Genomic DNA, 16,113 nt, shown 5'->3' with positions numbered 1-16,113 from the left:
CCGCCTCGCCCCGTCAAGCGACGGCCCGTTACATCGGTGCGCGTGACGATTTCGTCTGCAACCGCCTAAACTTGCGACTGTCGTCAATGCTCACCGCACCGCCTCGAACGCACTGATCAACAACGCCCCGCAAGCAATCACCATGCACCCTGCCGCCCGGCGCGGCGTCAGCCGCTCGCCGAGATACACGCGCGCGATCAGCGCCGCGAACACCACGCTCGTCTCGCGCAGCGCCGACACCGGCCCCATCGGCGCCCGGTCCATCGCCCAGATGACGATGCCGTACGCAAGCGCGGCGAACACCCCGCCGCATGCGGCCTTCGCCGTTTCGCCGACCTCCTGCGTCAGCCGCAACGGCCCCGCGCGCAGCCGGTAGTACGCGGCCATCATCGCCCCCGTCAGCACGAACATCCACGCGGTATAGCCGACCGTGTTGCCGCTCTCGCGCACGCCGATCCCGTCGACCACGCTGTACGCCGCGATCGACACGCCGGTCGCGAACGCGGTCGGCAGCACCCTCGCGATCGGATGCGTTGCGCCGCGTCCGCGATCCAGCCCGATCGCCAGGATGCCCGCGCAGATCAGCACGAGCCCGCCTTGCGCGCCGACGTTCAGCCGCTCGCCCGCGAACGCCGCCGCGCCGAGCGTGACGAGCAGCGGCGCGGTGCCGCGCGCGACCGGATACGCGACGGTCAGGTCGCCATGCTCGTACGCGCGCACGAGCAGCAACGTGTAGACGACGTGCAGCACCGCCGACGCGACGACGCACAACCAGCTCGACGCTGAAATGGGCGCGGCGGCCGGCAGGAACAGCAGCGCGAACAGCCCGATCGCGATCTGCAGCACGGTGGCCGAACGCAGCCGGTCGCCGCTGCCGCGGACCAGCGCGTTCCACGCCGCATGGAGGAACGCGGCGCACAGCACGGCAAACAGGACGGGAATCGGCACGATGAATACTCGCAGACGCGCGGCGACGTCGATCGTCGCCGCAGGGCGTTCATCGTATGAATCCGTCACCGGATTGTCAAAAACGTCGGCGTGCGCGGCGGCGCGAACGCGCCCGCCGGCCGTGCGCCGCCCCGCCCGGCGCGGCATCGGCGGCCGCGGCCCGCCGCGCCGCGGCACCTGCCGCGGCGGCCGCACGCGGTCTGCCCCTTTCCGTTCTCTTTCGCGCCTCGTGCCGGCGTAATGGAATCGATACCGCGGTGCAACCGTCACGAAACCACTCCGTCCCCATATCTTCATATGCGGCTGTTTCAATGCGCGTGCTCTCTCACGCGCTCCGCGCCGACCGACACGCCACGGCGACGGAGCCGCGCCCCACCCTCGAAGACCTTACCTGGAGTTTCCCGATGTTCCGTCAAGCCTTGCTCGTCACCGCCTGCGCAGCCGCGGCGCTGGCGCTGTTCGCCTGCGGCGGCAGCGACGATCCCACGTCGACGCCCGCCGTGTCGTCGCAGGATGCGCTGCAGACCGCCACGCCGATCAAGCACGTGGTCGTGATCTACGGCGAGAACATCTCGTTCGACCACTACTTCGGCACCTATCCGAACGCGACGAACCCGTCGGGCGAACCGGCGTTCACCGCGAAAGCGGGCACGCCGACGTCGAACGGGCTGACGGGCACGCTGCTGACCGCGAACCCGAACTTCACGAACACGGCCAACGGCACCGACGCGGCGAACCCGTTCCGCCTCGACCGCACGCAGGCCGCGACCGCCGACCAGAACCACGCGTACACGGCCGAGCAGCAGGCCGAGGACAACGGCCTCGCCGACCTGTTCCCGAAGTACACCGGCAAGGGCTCGTCCGGCGGCGCCGGCGCGTTCGGCACGAAGGGCCAGGTGATGGGCTACTTCGACGGCAACACCGTGACCGCGCTGTGGAACTACGCGCAGCGCTTCGCGATGAGCGACAACACGTTCACGACGGTCTACGGCCCGTCGACGCCCGGCGCGCTGAACGTGGTATCCGGCCAGACCAACGGGATGCAGATCGTCAAGACGTCGAAGCAGCCGTCGACGCTCGCGGCCAGCTCGTACTACATCAATGACGGCCAGGGCGGCTTCACGATGATCAACGACGTCGACCCGGGCTTCGACGTGTGCTCGAGCACGACCGACCAGGCGATGATGACGGGCAAGAACATCGGCGACCTGCTGAACGGCGCGAAGATCACGTGGGGCGGCTTCATGGGCGGCTTCAACCTGTCGACGACGAACGGCAACGGTACGACGGGCTGCGCGCGCAGCACGGTCGCCACCGCCGTGAACGCCGCGACGGCCGACTACATCCCGCACCACAACTGGTTCCAGTACTACGCGTCGACCGCGAACCCGCAGCACACGCGCCCGAGCTCGGTCGCGGCGATCGGTTCGAGCTTCCAGGCCGACGGCAAGACCGCCGAGCCGGCGAACCACCAGTACGACACGGACGACTTCTTCGCCGCCGTGAAGGCCGGCAACTTCCCGTCGGTCAGCTACCTGAAGGCGCCGGCCGCGCAGGACGGGCATGCGGGCTATTCGGATCCGCTCGACGAGCAGGCGTTCGTGACCAAGGTCGTCAACTTCCTGCAGCAGCAGCCGGACTGGCAGAACACGGCCGTGATCGTCACGTACGACGACTCGGACGGCTGGTACGACCACGTGTACACGGCGCCGACGCACGCATCGTCGGACCCGGTCGACCAGGTCAACGGCGCCGGCAAGTGCGGCACGGGCGGCACCACCGGCGTGAACGGCGCGACCGTGAACGGCCGTTGCGGCCCGGGCGTGCGCATTCCGCTGGTCGTGATCTCGCCGTATGCGAAGCAGAACTACGTCGACCACACGATGCTCGACCAGGCGTCCGTCGTGCGCTTCATCGAGGACAACTGGCTCGGCGGCCAGCGCATCGGCGGCGGTTCGTTCGATGCGACCGCGGGCGACCTGCGCAACCTGTTCGACTTCACGTCGAAGCCGAACACGACGCCGCTGTACCTCGACCCGACGCTCGGCACCGCACTGAGCGCCGCACCGGCGATCTGAGCGTCGCCTGCCCGACCGCATGGCCGGCGCCTCGCGCGCCGGCCGTTTCCATTTAACGCGCCGCGTCGAGCGGCGCCCGAGTTCCGATCGACAGCATGACAGCCCGACCCGCGTTCCCCTCTTCCGACGCCTCCGGCCCCCCCGCGCCGCGCGCCCCTTCCCGCCTGCCGCGCCGCGCGGCGTTCGTGTTCGGCGCGGCCGTGCTCGGCTACGGCGCGTTCGCGATCGCGTTTCCCGCGCGGGTGCCGGCGGCCATCGGCACCGTCGTCGCCGACTGGACCGGCGCGAACCCGCATCCGGTCGTGCTGCAGCGGCCCGCCGCGCAGCCGCTGTCGGCGGTCGCGCAGCTCGGGCGCGCGCTGTTCCACGATCCGTCGCTGTCCGCGTCGGGCAAGCAGTCGTGCGCGTCGTGCCACAGCCCCGACCACGCGTACGGGCCGCCGAATGCGCTCGACGTGCAGCCGGGCGGCCTCGCGATGACGCAGCAGGGCTATCGCCCGCCGCCGTCGCTGATGTACCTGTACCGCCAGCCGAACTTCAGCATCGGCCCGGATGCCGGCGAAAACGACGCCGCGCCGAGCGTCGCGCAGCAGGCCGCGTCGGCGGCCGGCGTCGTCAAGGCGCAGAAGGTGGCCGGCACGTCGGCCGCGCCGCAGCTCGTGCCGCAAGGCGGGATGTTCTGGGACGGCCGCGCCGACACGCTGCAGCAGCAGGCGTTCGGCCCGCTGCTGAATCCGGTCGAGATGGCGAACGCGAGCATCGACGACGTGGCGCGCAAGCTCGCGCAGTCGTCGCACCGCGCGCAGCTGGTGCAACTGTTCGGCGCGCGCGTGTTCGACAGCCCGCAGCTCGCGGTGTCGGAGGCGATGTTCGCGATCGCGCGCTACCAGGTCGAGGATCCGTCGTTCCATCCGTACAACAGCAAGTACGACCGCTGGCTCGAAGGCCGCGCGCGCCTCACGCAGGCCGAGCTGCGCGGCCTGCGCCTGTTCAACGATCCGGACAAGGCGAATTGCGCGGGCTGCCATCTGTCGAAACCCGGCAAGGACGGGTTGCCGCCGATGTTCACCGATTACCAGTACGAGGCGCTCGGTGCGCCGCGCAACCAGGCGCTTGCGCAGAACCGCAACCCGGCGTTCCACGATCTCGGCGTGTGCGGACCGTTCCGCGACGACCTGAAGGACCAGACGCAGTATTGCGGGATGTTCCTGACGCCGACGCTGCGCAACTCGGCGACGCGCCGCGTGTTCTTCCACAACGGCGTGTTCCATACGCTCGACCAGGTGATGGCGTTCTACAACGAGCGCAGCATCTCGCCGCAGAAGTTCTATTCGCGCGGCGCGGACGGCAAGGTCGACGAGTACGACGACCTCCCGCCGAAATATCGCGCGAACGTCGACGTGACCGACGCGCCGTTCGACCGCAAGCCGGGCGACAAGCCCGCGATGACCGCGCAGGACATCAAGGACATCGAGGCGTTTCTCGGCACGCTGAACGACGAGCCGGCACGGCACTGAACGCCGCGCGGGCGTCGCGCCGCATCAGCGGCGCGCGCGGATGCACAGGAAGGCCGGCGCCAGCGACAGCTCCGCGTGGAGCCGTTCCGACGCCGCCTTCATCTCCGGCAGCGGCTTCGGTTCGACGAATCGGTCGAGCCGCCAGCCGCCGTCGGCGAGCGCATTCAGGATGTCGGCCAGCGGCCGCCGCCAGGCTTCGACGTAGGGCCTCGGCTCGCCGAACCCCGACCAGTGGAAACCGAAGCGTGACGTGTCGAAGTACGTGCCTTCCCCGCGCGTCCGTTCGTCCATCCAGTCGCGCATCGGATGCGCCATCGAGAACACGAGCGTCGCGCCGGGGCGCGCGACGCGCCTGAATTCGCGCAGCGTCGGCGCGAGATCGCGCACGTAGTCGAGCGCGAGCGAGCACAGCACCTTGTCGACCGCATGATCCGGCAGCCACGCGAGCGGCGCCTCCAGGTCGCCTTCCACGATGTCGACCGCGAGGCCGTCGCAGCGCGTTCGCGCGAGCGCGACCATCTCCGGCGTGACGTCGAACGCATGCACGGTCGCGCCGCGGTGCGCCAAGTGTTCGCTGCAGATGCCGGGACCGCACCCGGCGTCGAGCACCGTCAGGCCGTCGACGTCGCCGAGCAGCGCCAGCGTCGCCGGCCGTTCGTACAGCGCGTTGTGCGCCTTCGTCGGCGCGATGTCCGCGTAGCGTTGCGCGAAGCTCGCATAGGCGCGGCGGCCGGGCGATTCGTTCGGATCGGTCATGCGGCATCCGTCGGCGGAAACTGGGAGTGTCGATTCTGCCCGATCGGACGACGGTTGGCGATCCTGCTTCCCGCCTGCGTTACGACAGGCTGTCGAGCAGCCGGTACCAGGCCACGCCGGCCGCGATATAGAAGCGCTGCAGCCCGTGAAACGGAATCGGCCGGATCGGCGTGACGCGGAACGGCAGCGGCAGTTGCGCGTCGCCCGACAGCTGCGCCGCCAGATGCTTGCCGAGCGTCGTCGCCATCGCGATGCCGCGCCCGTTGTAGCCGAGCGCGATCGTCACGCCCGGCGCCGGCTCGTGCACGTGCGGCATGAAATCCGCGGTGATCGCGACGCGTCCGGCCCAGCGGTATTCGAACCGGACGCCCTTGAGTTGCGGATACAGCAGCGTCGCCGCACGCTCGAGATGGCGCCAGTCGCTCGCCGCACGCGGTTCCGCGAACGGGCCGCGACCACCCATCAGCAGGCGTCCCGCCGCATCGCGCCGGAAGTACAGCAGCAGGCGCCGCGCATCCGATGCGACTTCGCCGCCGGCGAGAATGTCGCGGCCGAGTTCCGGCGCGAGCGGTTGCGTCGCGACGATGAAGCTGTTCGCGGCGATCACCGACTGGCGCAAGCCGGGCCACAGTCCGTCGGTATAGCCATTGGTCGCGAGCACGACGCGGTCGGCCGATACCGTCGCGCCGCCGGCGGTCGCGACCTGCCAGCGACCGCCGGCACGCGTCAGCCCGACGGCGCGCGTCAGCCCGTGCACGACCGCCCCGCTCGCCTGTGCGGCGCGCACGAGGCCGCGCGTATAGCTGAGCGGCTGCACGCTGCCCGCGCGGCGATCGATCCAGCCGCCCGCGTAGGCGCCGGTGCCGAGCCGGCGCGCGACGTCGTCGCGACCGAGCAGTTCGACCGGCGCGCCCCGCGCGGCCCATTGCTGCGCGCGCCGCGCGACCGTCTCGAGCATCGCGGCGGTCGGCGCCGGCTGGATCCAGCCGCGGCGACGCGCGTCGCAGTCGATCGCGTGCCGCGCGATCAGGTCGAACACCGTGTCGGCCGCCCCGCCGACCACGCCGGCAAGCTGCTCGCCGGCCTCGTCGCCGAACCGGCGGATCAGTTCGTCGGGATCGTATTTCAGGCCCGGAATCACCTGCCCGCCGTTGCGGCCCGACGCCCCCCAGCCCGGCTGCGCGCCGTCGATCACGCGCACGTTCACGCCGCGTTCGGCCAGGTGGAGCGCGGTCGACAGGCCGGTGAAGCCGGCGCCGACGATCGCGACGTCGCACGACGCGGACGCATCGAGCGCGGGGGTATCGGGCGCCGGCGCGGCGGTCGCCGCCCACAGCGAATCGGGCCACTGCGTGTCGGGCCATCCGGGTGCCGCGTTCCTTGCACTCATGTTCGATCCGGGTTGGCGGCGTCGTCCGACGCCAGCAGGCGACGCAGGAATTCCTGCGTGCGGGGATGCTTCGGCTGCGTGAGCACGTCGCGCGCGGCGCCGCTTTCGCAGATGGTGCCGTCGTGCAGGAAGCACACGCGATCGGCCACCTCGCGGGCGAACGCCATTTCGTGCGTGACGACCACCATGGTCATGCCGTCGCGCGCGAGCCCGCGCATCACGCCGAGCACCTCGCCGACGAGTTCGGGGTCGAGCGCCGAGGTCGGTTCGTCGAACAGGATCGCCTGCGGCTCCATCGCGAGCGCGCGTGCGATCGCGACGCGCTGCTGCTGCCCGCCCGACAGTTCGGACGGGTATGCGTTCATCCGGTGCGCGAGCCCGACCTTGTCGAGCAGCGCGCGGGCCTGCTCGCGCGCTTGCGCGGCCGGCCTGCGCCGCACGTGGACGGGCCCCTCCATCACGTTCTCGAGCGCCGTGCGGTGCGCGAACAGGTTGAAGCGCTGGAAGACCATGCCGACCCGCATCCGCAGCTCGTGAATGCGTTTCGAATGCGCATCGACCTTCACGCCGTCGATCGTGATCGACCCTTCGTCGTAAGTCTCGAAGCCGTTGATACAGCGCAGCACGGTCGACTTGCCCGAGCCGGACGGCCCGATCAGGCACACGACCTCACCCTGCTGCACGTCGAGGCTCACGCCCTTCAGCACGGCGTGCTGGTGGAAACGCTTGTGTATCGCATCGATCCGGATCATGTGCTTCTCCTCAGCGAGAGCCGCTTGCCGAGCCGGTTCACGCCGAACATCAGCGGCAGGCCCAGCGCGAGGTACAGCAACGCGACGAGCGTATAGACGCTCATGTTCTGGAACGTCGACGACGCGATCAGCTGCCCGGCGCGCGTGATCTCCGCGACCGTGATCGTCGATGCGACCGATGAATCCTTCAGCAGCATCACGAGCGTGTTGCCGTACGGCGGCAGCGCGATGCGGAACGCCTGCGGCAGCACCACGCGCCGCATGATCATCGGGCCGCGCATGCCGATCGCGTGCGCGGCTTCGATCTGGCCGCGGTCGATCGCCTCGATGCCGGCGCGGAAGTTTTCCGCCTGGTAGGCCGAGTACGCGATGCCGAGGCCGAGCACGCCGGCCTGGAACGCCGACAGCTGGATGCCGAGATCGGGCAGCACGAAGTACATATAGAACAGCTGCACGATGATCGGCAGCCCGCGGATCACGTTGACGACCGTGCTGCCGGCCGTCGCCACGACGCGGTTGCGCGACACCTTCAGCAACGCGAGGATCAGCCCGAGCACCGAGCTGAGCACGAACGCGCATGCGGTGATCTCGATCGTGACCACCGCGCCCTTCAGCAGGATCGGCAGGAAATCGATCGCGTTCTGAAAAAACATGAGGTCTCCTATGCGACGGCCTGGCGACGCGCCGCAGTGGGTGCCCGCGACACGCGGGCGATATCGTCCGGGCCTCCCGGACGGGCGCTCAGCTCATGTGCCACTTCTGCAGGATCTGCTGCAGCGTGCCGTCGCTCTTCATCTTGCGGATCGCGCCGTTGAGCTGCTCGAGCGTTGCCGTGTCGCCCTTGCGCACGATGAAGCAGACCTGCCCCTTCACGACGCTCTGGTATTCGGGCACGAGCCGCACCTGACGGTTGACGCCGTGTTCGATCTGGTACGCGACGATCGGCTGGTCGGCAAAGCCGGCCTTGATGCGCCCGAGCGCGACGTCGCGCATGATGTCCGCGATCGAATCGTAGGTCCGGACTTCCTTGAAGATGCCCTTCTTGTTGAGCGCGTCGACGAACGCCGTACCGACCTGCGCGCCGACCACCTGCCCCTTGAAATCGTCCATCGACGTGTAGCGGCCCGGGTCGTCCGCCTTCACGATCAGGCCTTCGCCGAACGAATAGACCGTGTCGGAAAAGTCGACGACCTGCTGGCGCGCCGGCGTCTTCAGCATCGCGGCCGAGATGATGTCGATCTTCTGCGTGGTGAGCGACGGGATCAGCGCCGAGAACACGGTCTGCTGCACGTCGACGCGAAAGCCGGCCGACTGCCCGGCCGCGGTGATCGCATCGACCATCATCCCCTGGATCGAATTGCTCTTGACGTCGAGAAACGTGAACGGCACGCCAGTGGCCGTCGCGCCGACCTTCAGCGTCGGCTCGGCCGCGGCGGCGCCGGGCGATGCCGCGCCGAGCGCGATGCAGGTGGCGAAACCGGCGGCCAGTGCGCCGAACCGCTTGATGAACGAAACCATGGTGCCTCCTTCTCGAATACTTCGGTGCGCCGACTGGTCGCGGATCGACACTGCGACGATGACTCGATCTTAAAACGAATCAAAAATATCGAGAAAAGATTTTTGAGTATCGATATGCGATACGCTATGATGCGTTATCGAATCGATTCGGCCCCTTGCCCATGGAAACGTCGCCCGATCAGTCAAACGACCTGCTGTTCAACCAGTCGCTGGAGAAAGGGCTGAACGTGTTGCGCGCGTTCAGCGCGAAGCGGCGCACGATGACGCTGGCGGAAGTGGCCGACGCCGCGGGCATGACGAAAAGCTCGGCGCAGCGCATGGTCTATACGCTCGAGAAGCTCGGCTACATCCGCAAGCATCCGGTCACGCGGCGCTACCAGCTCACGCCGCACGTGATGCGGATCGGCTTCAACTATCTCGCGGCCGATACGCTGATCGACGTGGCGAATCCGTTTCTGTCGGAGCTCACGAACCTGACCGGCGAAACCACCAACCTCACCGAGCCGGACGAGGACGAGATGGTGTACGTCGCGCGTTTCGTGTCGACGAAGTTCGTGCCGATCCACATGCCGATCGGCAGCCGCATCCCGATGTATTGCACCGGCTGCGGCCGCGCATTCCTGAGCGCGCTGCCGCCCGGCGACGCGCGCGCGCGTCTCGACGCCATGGCGCGCCCGCCGCACACGCCGCGCACGGTCACGGCACTCGACGAACTGGTCGCGCTGCTCGACGGCGCGCGGCGCGAAGGCTACGCCACCAACCAGGAAGAACTGTTCATCGGCGACATGTCGATCGCGGCGCCCGTGCTCGGCAGCCAGGGGCAGCCGGTGGCGGCCGTGCACGTGGTTGCGCCGACGAGCCGCTGGACCTTCGACGACGCGCGCCGCAAGCTCGCGCCGGCCGTGATCGACTGCGCGCGCGGCATCAGCAATTCGATCAGGACGCTCGAGTAGGGTTCGAGGCGCGGAAGGCGCGGTGTACGACGGCGTTTGATCGTCAGCGCGGCTTCTGCGGCTTCTTGGTCCGATAGGTACCGTTCGGGTGCACACGCGTTGTTTCGCCGCGGCGTCCCGTGCTCTGCCGTGGTACAGATCGACGCACTTCAGGTAGTCGAACTTCACGTCGCCGACATCCGTTTCGACGACCGGATGTCGACAATCCCGCGCCAGATGCTTCGCCACCCGTGCGTGAATGACGTCCGGCGCATGCTCCGAAGCGGTACCTGGCCGTCAACCCTCGTCCGCCCTTCCTCGGCGTTTTCCCCGATCCCGTTCGTCTTGACTCCGCCCGCCGCATCGTCAACACTTCGCCTATCGCAAGTGTGATCACAGATCGCAGATCAAACCCAGGAGAACCCCGCCTTGGCACCTCGTATCGTCCCGCCCGCACTGAAAGCCATCGAACAGGAAACGATGGCCGACAAGGTCTACCAGCAACTGCGCGAAGCGCTGATGAGCGGCCGTTTCGCGCCCGGCCAGGCGTTGAGCCTGCGCAGCGTCGCCGAGGCGGTCGGTTCGTCGACGATGCCCGTGCGCGCCGCGCTCACGCGGCTGCGCGCCGAGCGCGCGCTGGTCGACGGCCCGAATCGCGCGCTCGTCGTGCCGCCGATGACGCTCGACATGCTCGACGAACTGCGCGACGTGCGGATCGCACTCGAGGGCTGCATCGCCGAGCGTGCGTGCGAACGAATGAGCGACGCGCAGATCGCGGCCGTGCGCAAGACCTGCGAGACGATGCAGGCGCACGTCGAAGCCGGCCGCTCGCGCGCTTACCTGCAAAGCAATTTCGCCTTCCACAGCGCGATCTACGCGCATGGCGCCAGCGAAAGCACGCTCGCGATCGTCGAGAACTTGTGGATGCGGGTCGGGCCGTTCCTGAACATGGTCGCGCTCGACATCCCGCACATGCGGCGCTCGATGGACGCGCACCGCGCGATCGTCGACGCCCTCGAACGGCGCGACGGCACCGGCGTGCGGGCCGGCATCGCGCTCGACATCGGCGGCGCCGCACACGATCTCGCCGAAACCTTGCGGGCCGAACAGGCCCCGCGAACCGTGAACGCAAAGCCGTAGCGGCCGCCCGCCGCGGGCGGCTGCGATCCTACAACATCAACGATGGAGACAACCCGGCATGACAGCTTCCGACCTGCTGAAACCCTATGACGGCCTGCGCGTCCTCGTGACGGGCGGCGCATCGGGCATCGGCCTCCACATCGCCGACGCGTTCGCCGAGTGCGGCGCCCGCGTACATGTGTGCGACGCGTCGCCAGCCGCGCTGGCCGCACTCGCCGACCGGCCGCCGCGCGCCGGGGCCGGTGCGATCAGCGCGACGCTGGCGGACGTATCCGATCCGGCCGCCGTCGAACGCGTGTTCGACGACGTCGCGGCAACGCTCGGTGGCCTCGACGTGCTGGTCAACAACGCGGGGATCGCCGGCCCGACCGGCGGCATCGACGAGATCGACCCCGTGCAGTGGGAACAAACCGTCGCGATCAACCTGAACGCACAGTTCCAGTTCGCGCGCCGTGCGGTGCCGCTGCTGCGCGACGCGAAACATGGCGGCGCGATCATCGCGCTGTCGTCGGTCGCCGGGCGGCTCGGCTACGCGTTCCGCACGCCGTACGCCGCGACGAAATGGGCCGTGGTCGGCCTCGTGAAGAGCCTCGCGATCGAACTGGGCCCGCTCGGCATCCGCGTGAACGCGATTCAGCCCGGCATCGTGCGCGGCCCGCGGATGCGCCGCGTGATCGACGCACGCGCGCAGCAACTGGGCATCGGTTACGACGAAATGGAGAAGCGCTATCTCGAGAAGATCTCGCTGCGGCGCATGACCGACCCGGCCGAAATCGCCGCGACCGCGCTGTTCCTGTGCTCGCCGGGCGGGCACGGAATCACGGGGCAGGCCATCTCCGTCTGCGGCAACGTCGAAGTGCTGTGACGCACCCGGCATCGTTCACCGAAAGGAATCCATCCGTGGCAAACGCTCGCAAAGTCATCATCACCTGTGCGCCCACCGGCGCGATCCACACGCCGTCGATGTCGCCGTACCTGCCCGTGACGCCGCACGAGATCGAAACGGCCGCCGTCGCGGCCGCCGAGGCCGGCGCGGCGATCCTGCACCTCCACGCGCGCCATCCGTCCGACGGCAAGCCGACCCAGGATCCGGCGGTGTTCGCCGAATTCCTGCCGCGCATCAAGGCGCAAACCGACGCGGTGATCAACCTCACGTCGGGCGGTAGCCCGCACATGACGGTCGACGAACGGCTGCAGCCCGCGCTGCATTTCCAGCCCGAGGTCGCTTCGCTGAACATGGGGTCGATGAACTTCGGGCTGTACCCGATGCTCGAGCGCTTTCGGGAGCTGAAGCATCCGTGGGAACGCGAACACCTCGAGAAGAGCCGCGACCTGGTGTTCAAGAACACTTTCGCCGACATCGAGACGATCCTCACGCGCTGCGGAGCGAACGGTACGCGTTTCGAATTCGAGTGCTACGACATTTCGCACCTGTACAACCTTGCGCATTTTGTCGACCGCGGGCTCGCGAAGCCGCCGTTCTTCGTGCAAAGCGTGTTCGGCCTGCTCGGCGGGATCGGTGCCCATCCGGAAGACCTGATGCACATGCGCCGCACGGCCGACCGCCTGTTCGGCGGCGACTACGTGTGGTCGATCCTCGGTGCCGGCCGCAACCAGATTCCGCTCGCGACGATCGGCGCGGCACAAGGCGCGAACGTGCGCGTCGGGCTCGAGGATTCGCTGTGGATCGCGCCGGGCAAGCTCGCGGAATCGAGCGCCGCGCAGGTGCTGAAAATGCGCCAGGTGCTCGAAGGCCTGTCGCTGGAGATCGCGACACCGGCCGAAGCGCGCGCGATGCTCGCACTCAAGGGCGGCGACGCGGTGAATTTCTGACCGCGGGTCGCGCCCCGACACCCGAACCCGCAAGCGCAGTGACAAGGCGCCGGCCCGAGCCGGCCGGCGCCCGGACGCCCATCATCGCCCCGCTCCGTTCGAGCGCCGCCGGCGCGGCTCCGTCGTCTGCCCATCCGCTGCATGCCCCGCAGCGGCATTTGCCGAACGCGGCGCACCGTGCTTGCCGTGCGCGCCGGTTCGCCCTTACCGGAGTCGTCCGCATGTCCACTCATCACGCCCAGGCCCTGCCTTCCGCCGCTGGCGACGCGAGCGCGTCGCTGAACCGGCTGCTGTTCCGCAAACTCATGCCGTTGCTGATCGCCGCATACGTGATCAGCTTTCTCGACCGCACCAACATCGCGTTCGCCAAACATTCGATGGCGGTCGATCTCGGCATTTCATCGGCCGCGTACGGACTCGGCGCGGGGCTGTTCTTCCTGACCTATGCGCTCTTCGAAATCCCGAGCAACCTGATCATGCATCGCGTCGGCGCCCGCTTCTGGATCACGCGGATCATGATCACCTGGGGCGCGCTGTCGATCGCGATGGCGTTCGTCCGCGGCGAGACGTCGTTCTACGTGATGCGCCTGCTGCTCGGGGCCGCCGAAGCCGGGCTGTTTCCCGGCGTGATGCTGTACCTGACGTACTGGTTCGGCCGCGAGGAGCGTGCGCGCGCGACCGGCTACTTCCTGCTCGGGGTGTGCATCGCAAACATCGTCGGCGGCCCGCTGGCCGGCGCGCTGATCGAACTCGACGGCACGCTCGGTTTCCACGGCTGGCAATGGCTGTTCGTCGTCGAAGGGATTCCGGCGATCCTGCTCGCCTTCGTCGTGTGGGCACGGTTGCCGGATCGTCCGGGCACCGCGCCGTGGCTTGCCCCGGAGACCGGACGCGCACTCGAACGCACGCTGGCCGCCGAGCAGGATGCGGGCGTCGGCACGCACGGCGGGCATGCGTTCGGCACCGCACTGCGCGATCCGCAGATCTGGCTCGCGATCTTCGTGTACTTCTGCCATCAGTTGACCATCTATACGGTGATTTTCTTCCTGCCGGGCATCATCGGCGCCTCGGGACGCTTCTCGCCGTTCGCGGTGGGGTTGTTGACCGCGCTGCCCTGGCTCGCCGCCGCATGCGGCGCCGCAACGCTGCCGCGCTTTGCACGCGAGTCACGGCATGCGCGCCGGATGCTGTGCGCGGGGCTGGTCGTGATGGCGGCCGGGATGGTCGGCGCGGCGCATACGTCGCCGGTTGCGGGGCTCCTGTGCGTGTGCGTGGCCGCATCGATGTTCTTCGTCGTGCAGTCGATCGTCTTCACGTTTCCCGCGTCGCGGCTGGCCGGTAGCGCACTGGCGGGCGGACTCGGGCTCGTGAATACGTGCGGGTTGCTCGGCGGCTTCGTCGGGCCGACCGTCGTCGGCGCGATCGAACAGGCCACCGGCAATGCGAAGAACGGGCTGACGCTGCTGGCCGCCGCGCTCCTCGTCGCCGCGTTCGCGAGTCTCGCGTTGCGTCACGGGCACGAACGCCGGGCCGCACGATCGCACGGCTGACGGCGGGCCGGATCCGGGATGGCGAGATGCGGACGGAGCACGCCGCCCGGATCTCGCCCCGCTCGATCAGAACAGATCCATCCGCGCCACACACCCCGCGCCCGAAAACAGGCGCGTCGTCACGACGTATCCCATGACCTCGAGCGCGGGCCCTTTTGCACGAAACGCGGCACGAGGAACCCCGCGCACCGCGCCGCGACACCTCGGCGACCCGGTAAGCGGCGCCGAATCGACACAGACGACGTGGCCCGCCCTCAGCCGCTCGAGCGTGTCAGCGCGCCGTCGTCGCAGGCGCGTTCACGGCGGCAACCGCACTCGCCCGTCGCTCCGCCAGCCGCTGCGCGAACCGGTACGCAACGAGCGAGCCGGCCACGGCCAGCAGCATCGGCACGAGGCTGTCGTGATTCGCGCGCGTGAATTCGAGCAGCAGCACCACGGCCGTGATCGGCATCTGCATCGACGCGGCCAGGAACGCGGTCGCGCCGATCAGCGCACACCCGCCGATCGACGCGCCCGGCCACACGAGGCTCCACAGACCGCCGAGCACGACGCCGATCAGTGCGCCGTTCGCCAGGCCCGGCGTCAGCAGCCCGCCCTCCGCGCCGGCCCGCAGGCTGCCGGCCTCGATCAGCACCTTCAGCACGAGCAACGCAGCGGCCAGGCCGATCGTCAGCGTGCCGTCGAAACCCAGCGACGCCGGCCCCTTGCCGTTGCCGAGCAGTTGAGGAAACCCCATCGCGAGCACACCGATCACCACGAAATTGACCAGCGCGAACAGGGGCAGCCGCCAGTCTTTCGGCGCGTTCGCCCGCGCGCGGGTCGTGAGCCGCACGAAACCGTATGCGGCGAAACCGAACAGCGGCCCGCAGACGATCGACCACGCGACGAGCGGCGTGCTCAGCACGAACGGCGGCACCGTGTACTGGTGCTCGTTGCCGAGGCCGATCCACGCGACGGCCGCCGCGATCGCCGAGGTCACGACCGCGACGACCAGCGCACGCAGCTCGAACGTGCCGAGCAGCACTTCGAGCACGAAGATCGCGCCGCCGAGCGGCACGTTGTAGACCGCCGCGAGGCCCGCGCCGGCGCCGCACGCGACCATCAGCCGGCAGTCGTCGGGCGTGAGCCCCGCGGCGTGCGCAAACCGCCCGGCCAGCAGCGAACCGATCTCGCGCGGTGCGACTTCGCGGCCCAGCGGCGAGCCGAGCGCAACGGTGACGATCTGCAGCAGCGCGTGAATCGTCGTGCTGACGAACGGCATCCGCGGATCGGCCGCACGCACCGCGCGGCGGATGCTGACGAGCGGCCGGCCATACCGGTAGAGCGCCCACCAGCCGCCACCGGCGACGATTCCGCAGACGGTCAGCACCGCGACCCGGCGCAGCGGATCGGCGCCGGTCACCCCGCCGAGGAAGCTCTCGGAACCGATCACGTGCGCGATGCTGTAGCCGTACGCGATGTGCTGGATCGCATGCAGCAGCAGCGCGAGCAGCATGCCGCCCAGGCCCGCGCCCACGCCGGTCAGGACCGTGACGACGGCCATCCGCGCGAACGGGCTGGCAGGCGGCGGAGAGGATGCGGGAGCGGACGGAAGATCGAGGCGCATGAGGTCGGCGAACGGGATCGAAAGGACGGCGCGCAACACGCGCACCGTCGTCAGGACCGCATCGTAGGCCCGCACCGATCATGAGACAAACGT

General features: G+C 69.0%; 14 protein-coding genes and 1 pseudogene. 7 read left to right on the top strand and 8 right to left on the bottom strand.

From position 1 onward, the window contains the following. Nucleotides 1–90: 90 nt before the first annotated feature. On the bottom strand, nt 91–948 hold the full coding sequence (locus AC0KUR_RS21505) for an EamA family transporter (RefSeq protein WP_034191678.1): 858 nt from the start codon (nt 946–948) through the stop codon (nt 91–93). Nucleotides 949–1,352: 404 nt separating this feature from the next. Between AC0KUR_RS21505 and AC0KUR_RS21500 the strand changes: the two genes are divergently transcribed. Further along, on the top strand, nt 1,353–3,026 hold the full coding sequence (locus AC0KUR_RS21500; RefSeq protein WP_034191434.1) for a phospholipase C: 1,674 nt from the start codon (nt 1,353–1,355) through the stop codon (nt 3,024–3,026). A 95-nt stretch (nt 3,027–3,121) separates the two neighbouring features. Further along, nucleotides 3,122–4,543 carry a cytochrome-c peroxidase gene (locus AC0KUR_RS21495; RefSeq protein WP_034191435.1) on the top strand — a complete coding sequence of 474 codons (1,422 nt, stop codon included), beginning with the start codon at nt 3,122–3,124 and terminating at the stop codon, nt 4,541–4,543. Nucleotides 4,544–4,567: 24 nt separating this feature from the next. On the opposite strand, the gene AC0KUR_RS21490 is transcribed toward AC0KUR_RS21495, so the two are convergent. From AC0KUR_RS21490 to AC0KUR_RS21470, 5 genes are all read right to left on the bottom strand, one after another. Next, nucleotides 4,568–5,299 (bottom strand): class I SAM-dependent methyltransferase, encoded by a 732-nt coding sequence (locus AC0KUR_RS21490; RefSeq protein WP_049032587.1) that lies wholly within the window; start codon nt 5,297–5,299, stop codon nt 4,568–4,570. A gap of 79 nt (nt 5,300–5,378) precedes the next feature. Further along, nucleotides 5,379–6,689 carry an NAD(P)/FAD-dependent oxidoreductase gene (locus tag AC0KUR_RS21485; RefSeq protein WP_473376402.1) on the bottom strand — a complete coding sequence of 437 codons (1,311 nt, stop codon included), beginning with the start codon at nt 6,687–6,689 and terminating at the stop codon, nt 5,379–5,381. Then, nucleotides 6,686–7,441 carry an amino acid ABC transporter ATP-binding protein gene (locus AC0KUR_RS21480; protein ID WP_473376401.1) on the bottom strand — a complete coding sequence of 252 codons (756 nt, stop codon included), beginning with the start codon at nt 7,439–7,441 and terminating at the stop codon, nt 6,686–6,688. Before AC0KUR_RS21480 ends, AC0KUR_RS21485 begins: the two co-directional genes overlap by 4 nt. Continuing rightward, the gene (locus AC0KUR_RS21475) at nt 7,438–8,094 is read right to left on the bottom strand and encodes an amino acid ABC transporter permease (RefSeq protein WP_034191439.1); all 657 of its coding nucleotides are present in this window, start codon (nt 8,092–8,094) and stop codon (nt 7,438–7,440) included. The genes AC0KUR_RS21480 and AC0KUR_RS21475 overlap by 4 nt, the downstream gene beginning before the upstream one ends. 88 nt (nt 8,095–8,182) lie before the next feature. Then, entirely contained in the window at nt 8,183–8,959 is a 777-nt protein-coding gene (locus AC0KUR_RS21470; protein ID WP_034191440.1) for an ABC transporter substrate-binding protein, read from the bottom strand. Nucleotides 8,960–9,120: 161 nt separating this feature from the next. Between AC0KUR_RS21470 and AC0KUR_RS21465 the strand changes: the two genes are divergently transcribed. Further along, nucleotides 9,121–9,912 (top strand): IclR family transcriptional regulator, encoded by a 792-nt coding sequence (locus tag AC0KUR_RS21465; RefSeq protein ID WP_034191441.1) that lies wholly within the window; start codon nt 9,121–9,123, stop codon nt 9,910–9,912. A gap of 180 nt (nt 9,913–10,092) precedes the next feature. Here the strand turns inward: AC0KUR_RS21465 and AC0KUR_RS21460 are convergent. Further along, nucleotides 10,093–10,140 (bottom strand): annotated as a pseudogene (locus AC0KUR_RS21460) (hypothetical protein); the annotation flags it as partial. A gap of 180 nt (nt 10,141–10,320) precedes the next feature. Between AC0KUR_RS21460 and AC0KUR_RS21455 the strand changes: the two are divergent. From AC0KUR_RS21455 to AC0KUR_RS21440, 4 genes are all read left to right on the top strand, one after another. Continuing rightward, nucleotides 10,321–11,031: a GntR family transcriptional regulator gene (locus AC0KUR_RS21455; RefSeq protein ID WP_059556504.1), complete on the top strand. Its 711-nt coding sequence runs from the start codon at nt 10,321–10,323 to the stop codon at nt 11,029–11,031. A gap of 58 nt (nt 11,032–11,089) precedes the next feature. Beyond that, the gene (locus tag AC0KUR_RS21450) at nt 11,090–11,896 is read left to right on the top strand and encodes an SDR family oxidoreductase (protein ID WP_124669346.1); all 807 of its coding nucleotides are present in this window, start codon (nt 11,090–11,092) and stop codon (nt 11,894–11,896) included. Between the two features lie 35 nt (nt 11,897–11,931). Beyond that, the gene (kce, locus tag AC0KUR_RS21445) at nt 11,932–12,864 is read left to right on the top strand and encodes a 3,5-dioxohexanoate:acetyl-CoA acetone transferase (RefSeq protein ID WP_034191444.1); all 933 of its coding nucleotides are present in this window, start codon (nt 11,932–11,934) and stop codon (nt 12,862–12,864) included. Nucleotides 12,865–13,085: 221 nt separating this feature from the next. Next, complete coding sequence (locus AC0KUR_RS21440) at nt 13,086–14,414, top strand: MFS transporter (protein ID WP_473376400.1); 1,329 nt, start codon at nt 13,086–13,088, stop codon at nt 14,412–14,414. Nucleotides 14,415–14,685: 271 nt separating this feature from the next. On the opposite strand, the gene AC0KUR_RS21435 is transcribed toward AC0KUR_RS21440, so the two are convergent. Next, nucleotides 14,686–16,020: a chloride channel protein gene (locus AC0KUR_RS21435; protein WP_473376399.1), complete on the bottom strand. Its 1,335-nt coding sequence runs from the start codon at nt 16,018–16,020 to the stop codon at nt 14,686–14,688. Between the last annotated feature and the right edge of the window lie 93 nt (nt 16,021–16,113).

This window comes from Burkholderia sp. YHN3-13, assembly GCF_055810675.1.
This window is presented reverse-complemented; position numbering and strand designations above follow the sequence as displayed.

Bases quoted from the DNA above. Each gene is read 5' to 3' on its own strand.
- AC0KUR_RS21500 (WP_034191434.1), top strand. From the start codon at position 1,353: ATGTTCCGTCAAGCCTTGCTCGTCACCGCCTGCGCAGCCGCGGCGCTG.
- AC0KUR_RS21495 (WP_034191435.1), top strand. From the start codon at position 3,122: ATGACAGCCCGACCCGCGTTCCCCTCTTCCGACGCCTCCGGCCCCCCC.
- AC0KUR_RS21490 (WP_049032587.1), bottom strand. From the start codon at position 5,299: ATGACCGATCCGAACGAATCGCCCGGCCGCCGCGCCTATGCGAGCTTC.
- AC0KUR_RS21485 (WP_473376402.1), bottom strand. From the start codon at position 6,689: ATGAGTGCAAGGAACGCGGCACCCGGATGGCCCGACACGCAGTGGCCC.
- AC0KUR_RS21480 (WP_473376401.1), bottom strand. From the start codon at position 7,441: ATGATCCGGATCGATGCGATACACAAGCGTTTCCACCAGCACGCCGTG.
- AC0KUR_RS21475 (WP_034191439.1), bottom strand. From the start codon at position 8,094: ATGTTTTTTCAGAACGCGATCGATTTCCTGCCGATCCTGCTGAAGGGC.
- AC0KUR_RS21470 (WP_034191440.1), bottom strand. From the start codon at position 8,959: ATGGTTTCGTTCATCAAGCGGTTCGGCGCACTGGCCGCCGGTTTCGCC.
- AC0KUR_RS21465 (WP_034191441.1), top strand. From the start codon at position 9,121: ATGGAAACGTCGCCCGATCAGTCAAACGACCTGCTGTTCAACCAGTCG.
- AC0KUR_RS21450 (WP_124669346.1), top strand. From the start codon at position 11,090: ATGACAGCTTCCGACCTGCTGAAACCCTATGACGGCCTGCGCGTCCTC.
- AC0KUR_RS21440 (WP_473376400.1), top strand. From the start codon at position 13,086: ATGTCCACTCATCACGCCCAGGCCCTGCCTTCCGCCGCTGGCGACGCG.
- AC0KUR_RS21435 (WP_473376399.1), bottom strand. From the start codon at position 16,020: ATGCGCCTCGATCTTCCGTCCGCTCCCGCATCCTCTCCGCCGCCTGCC.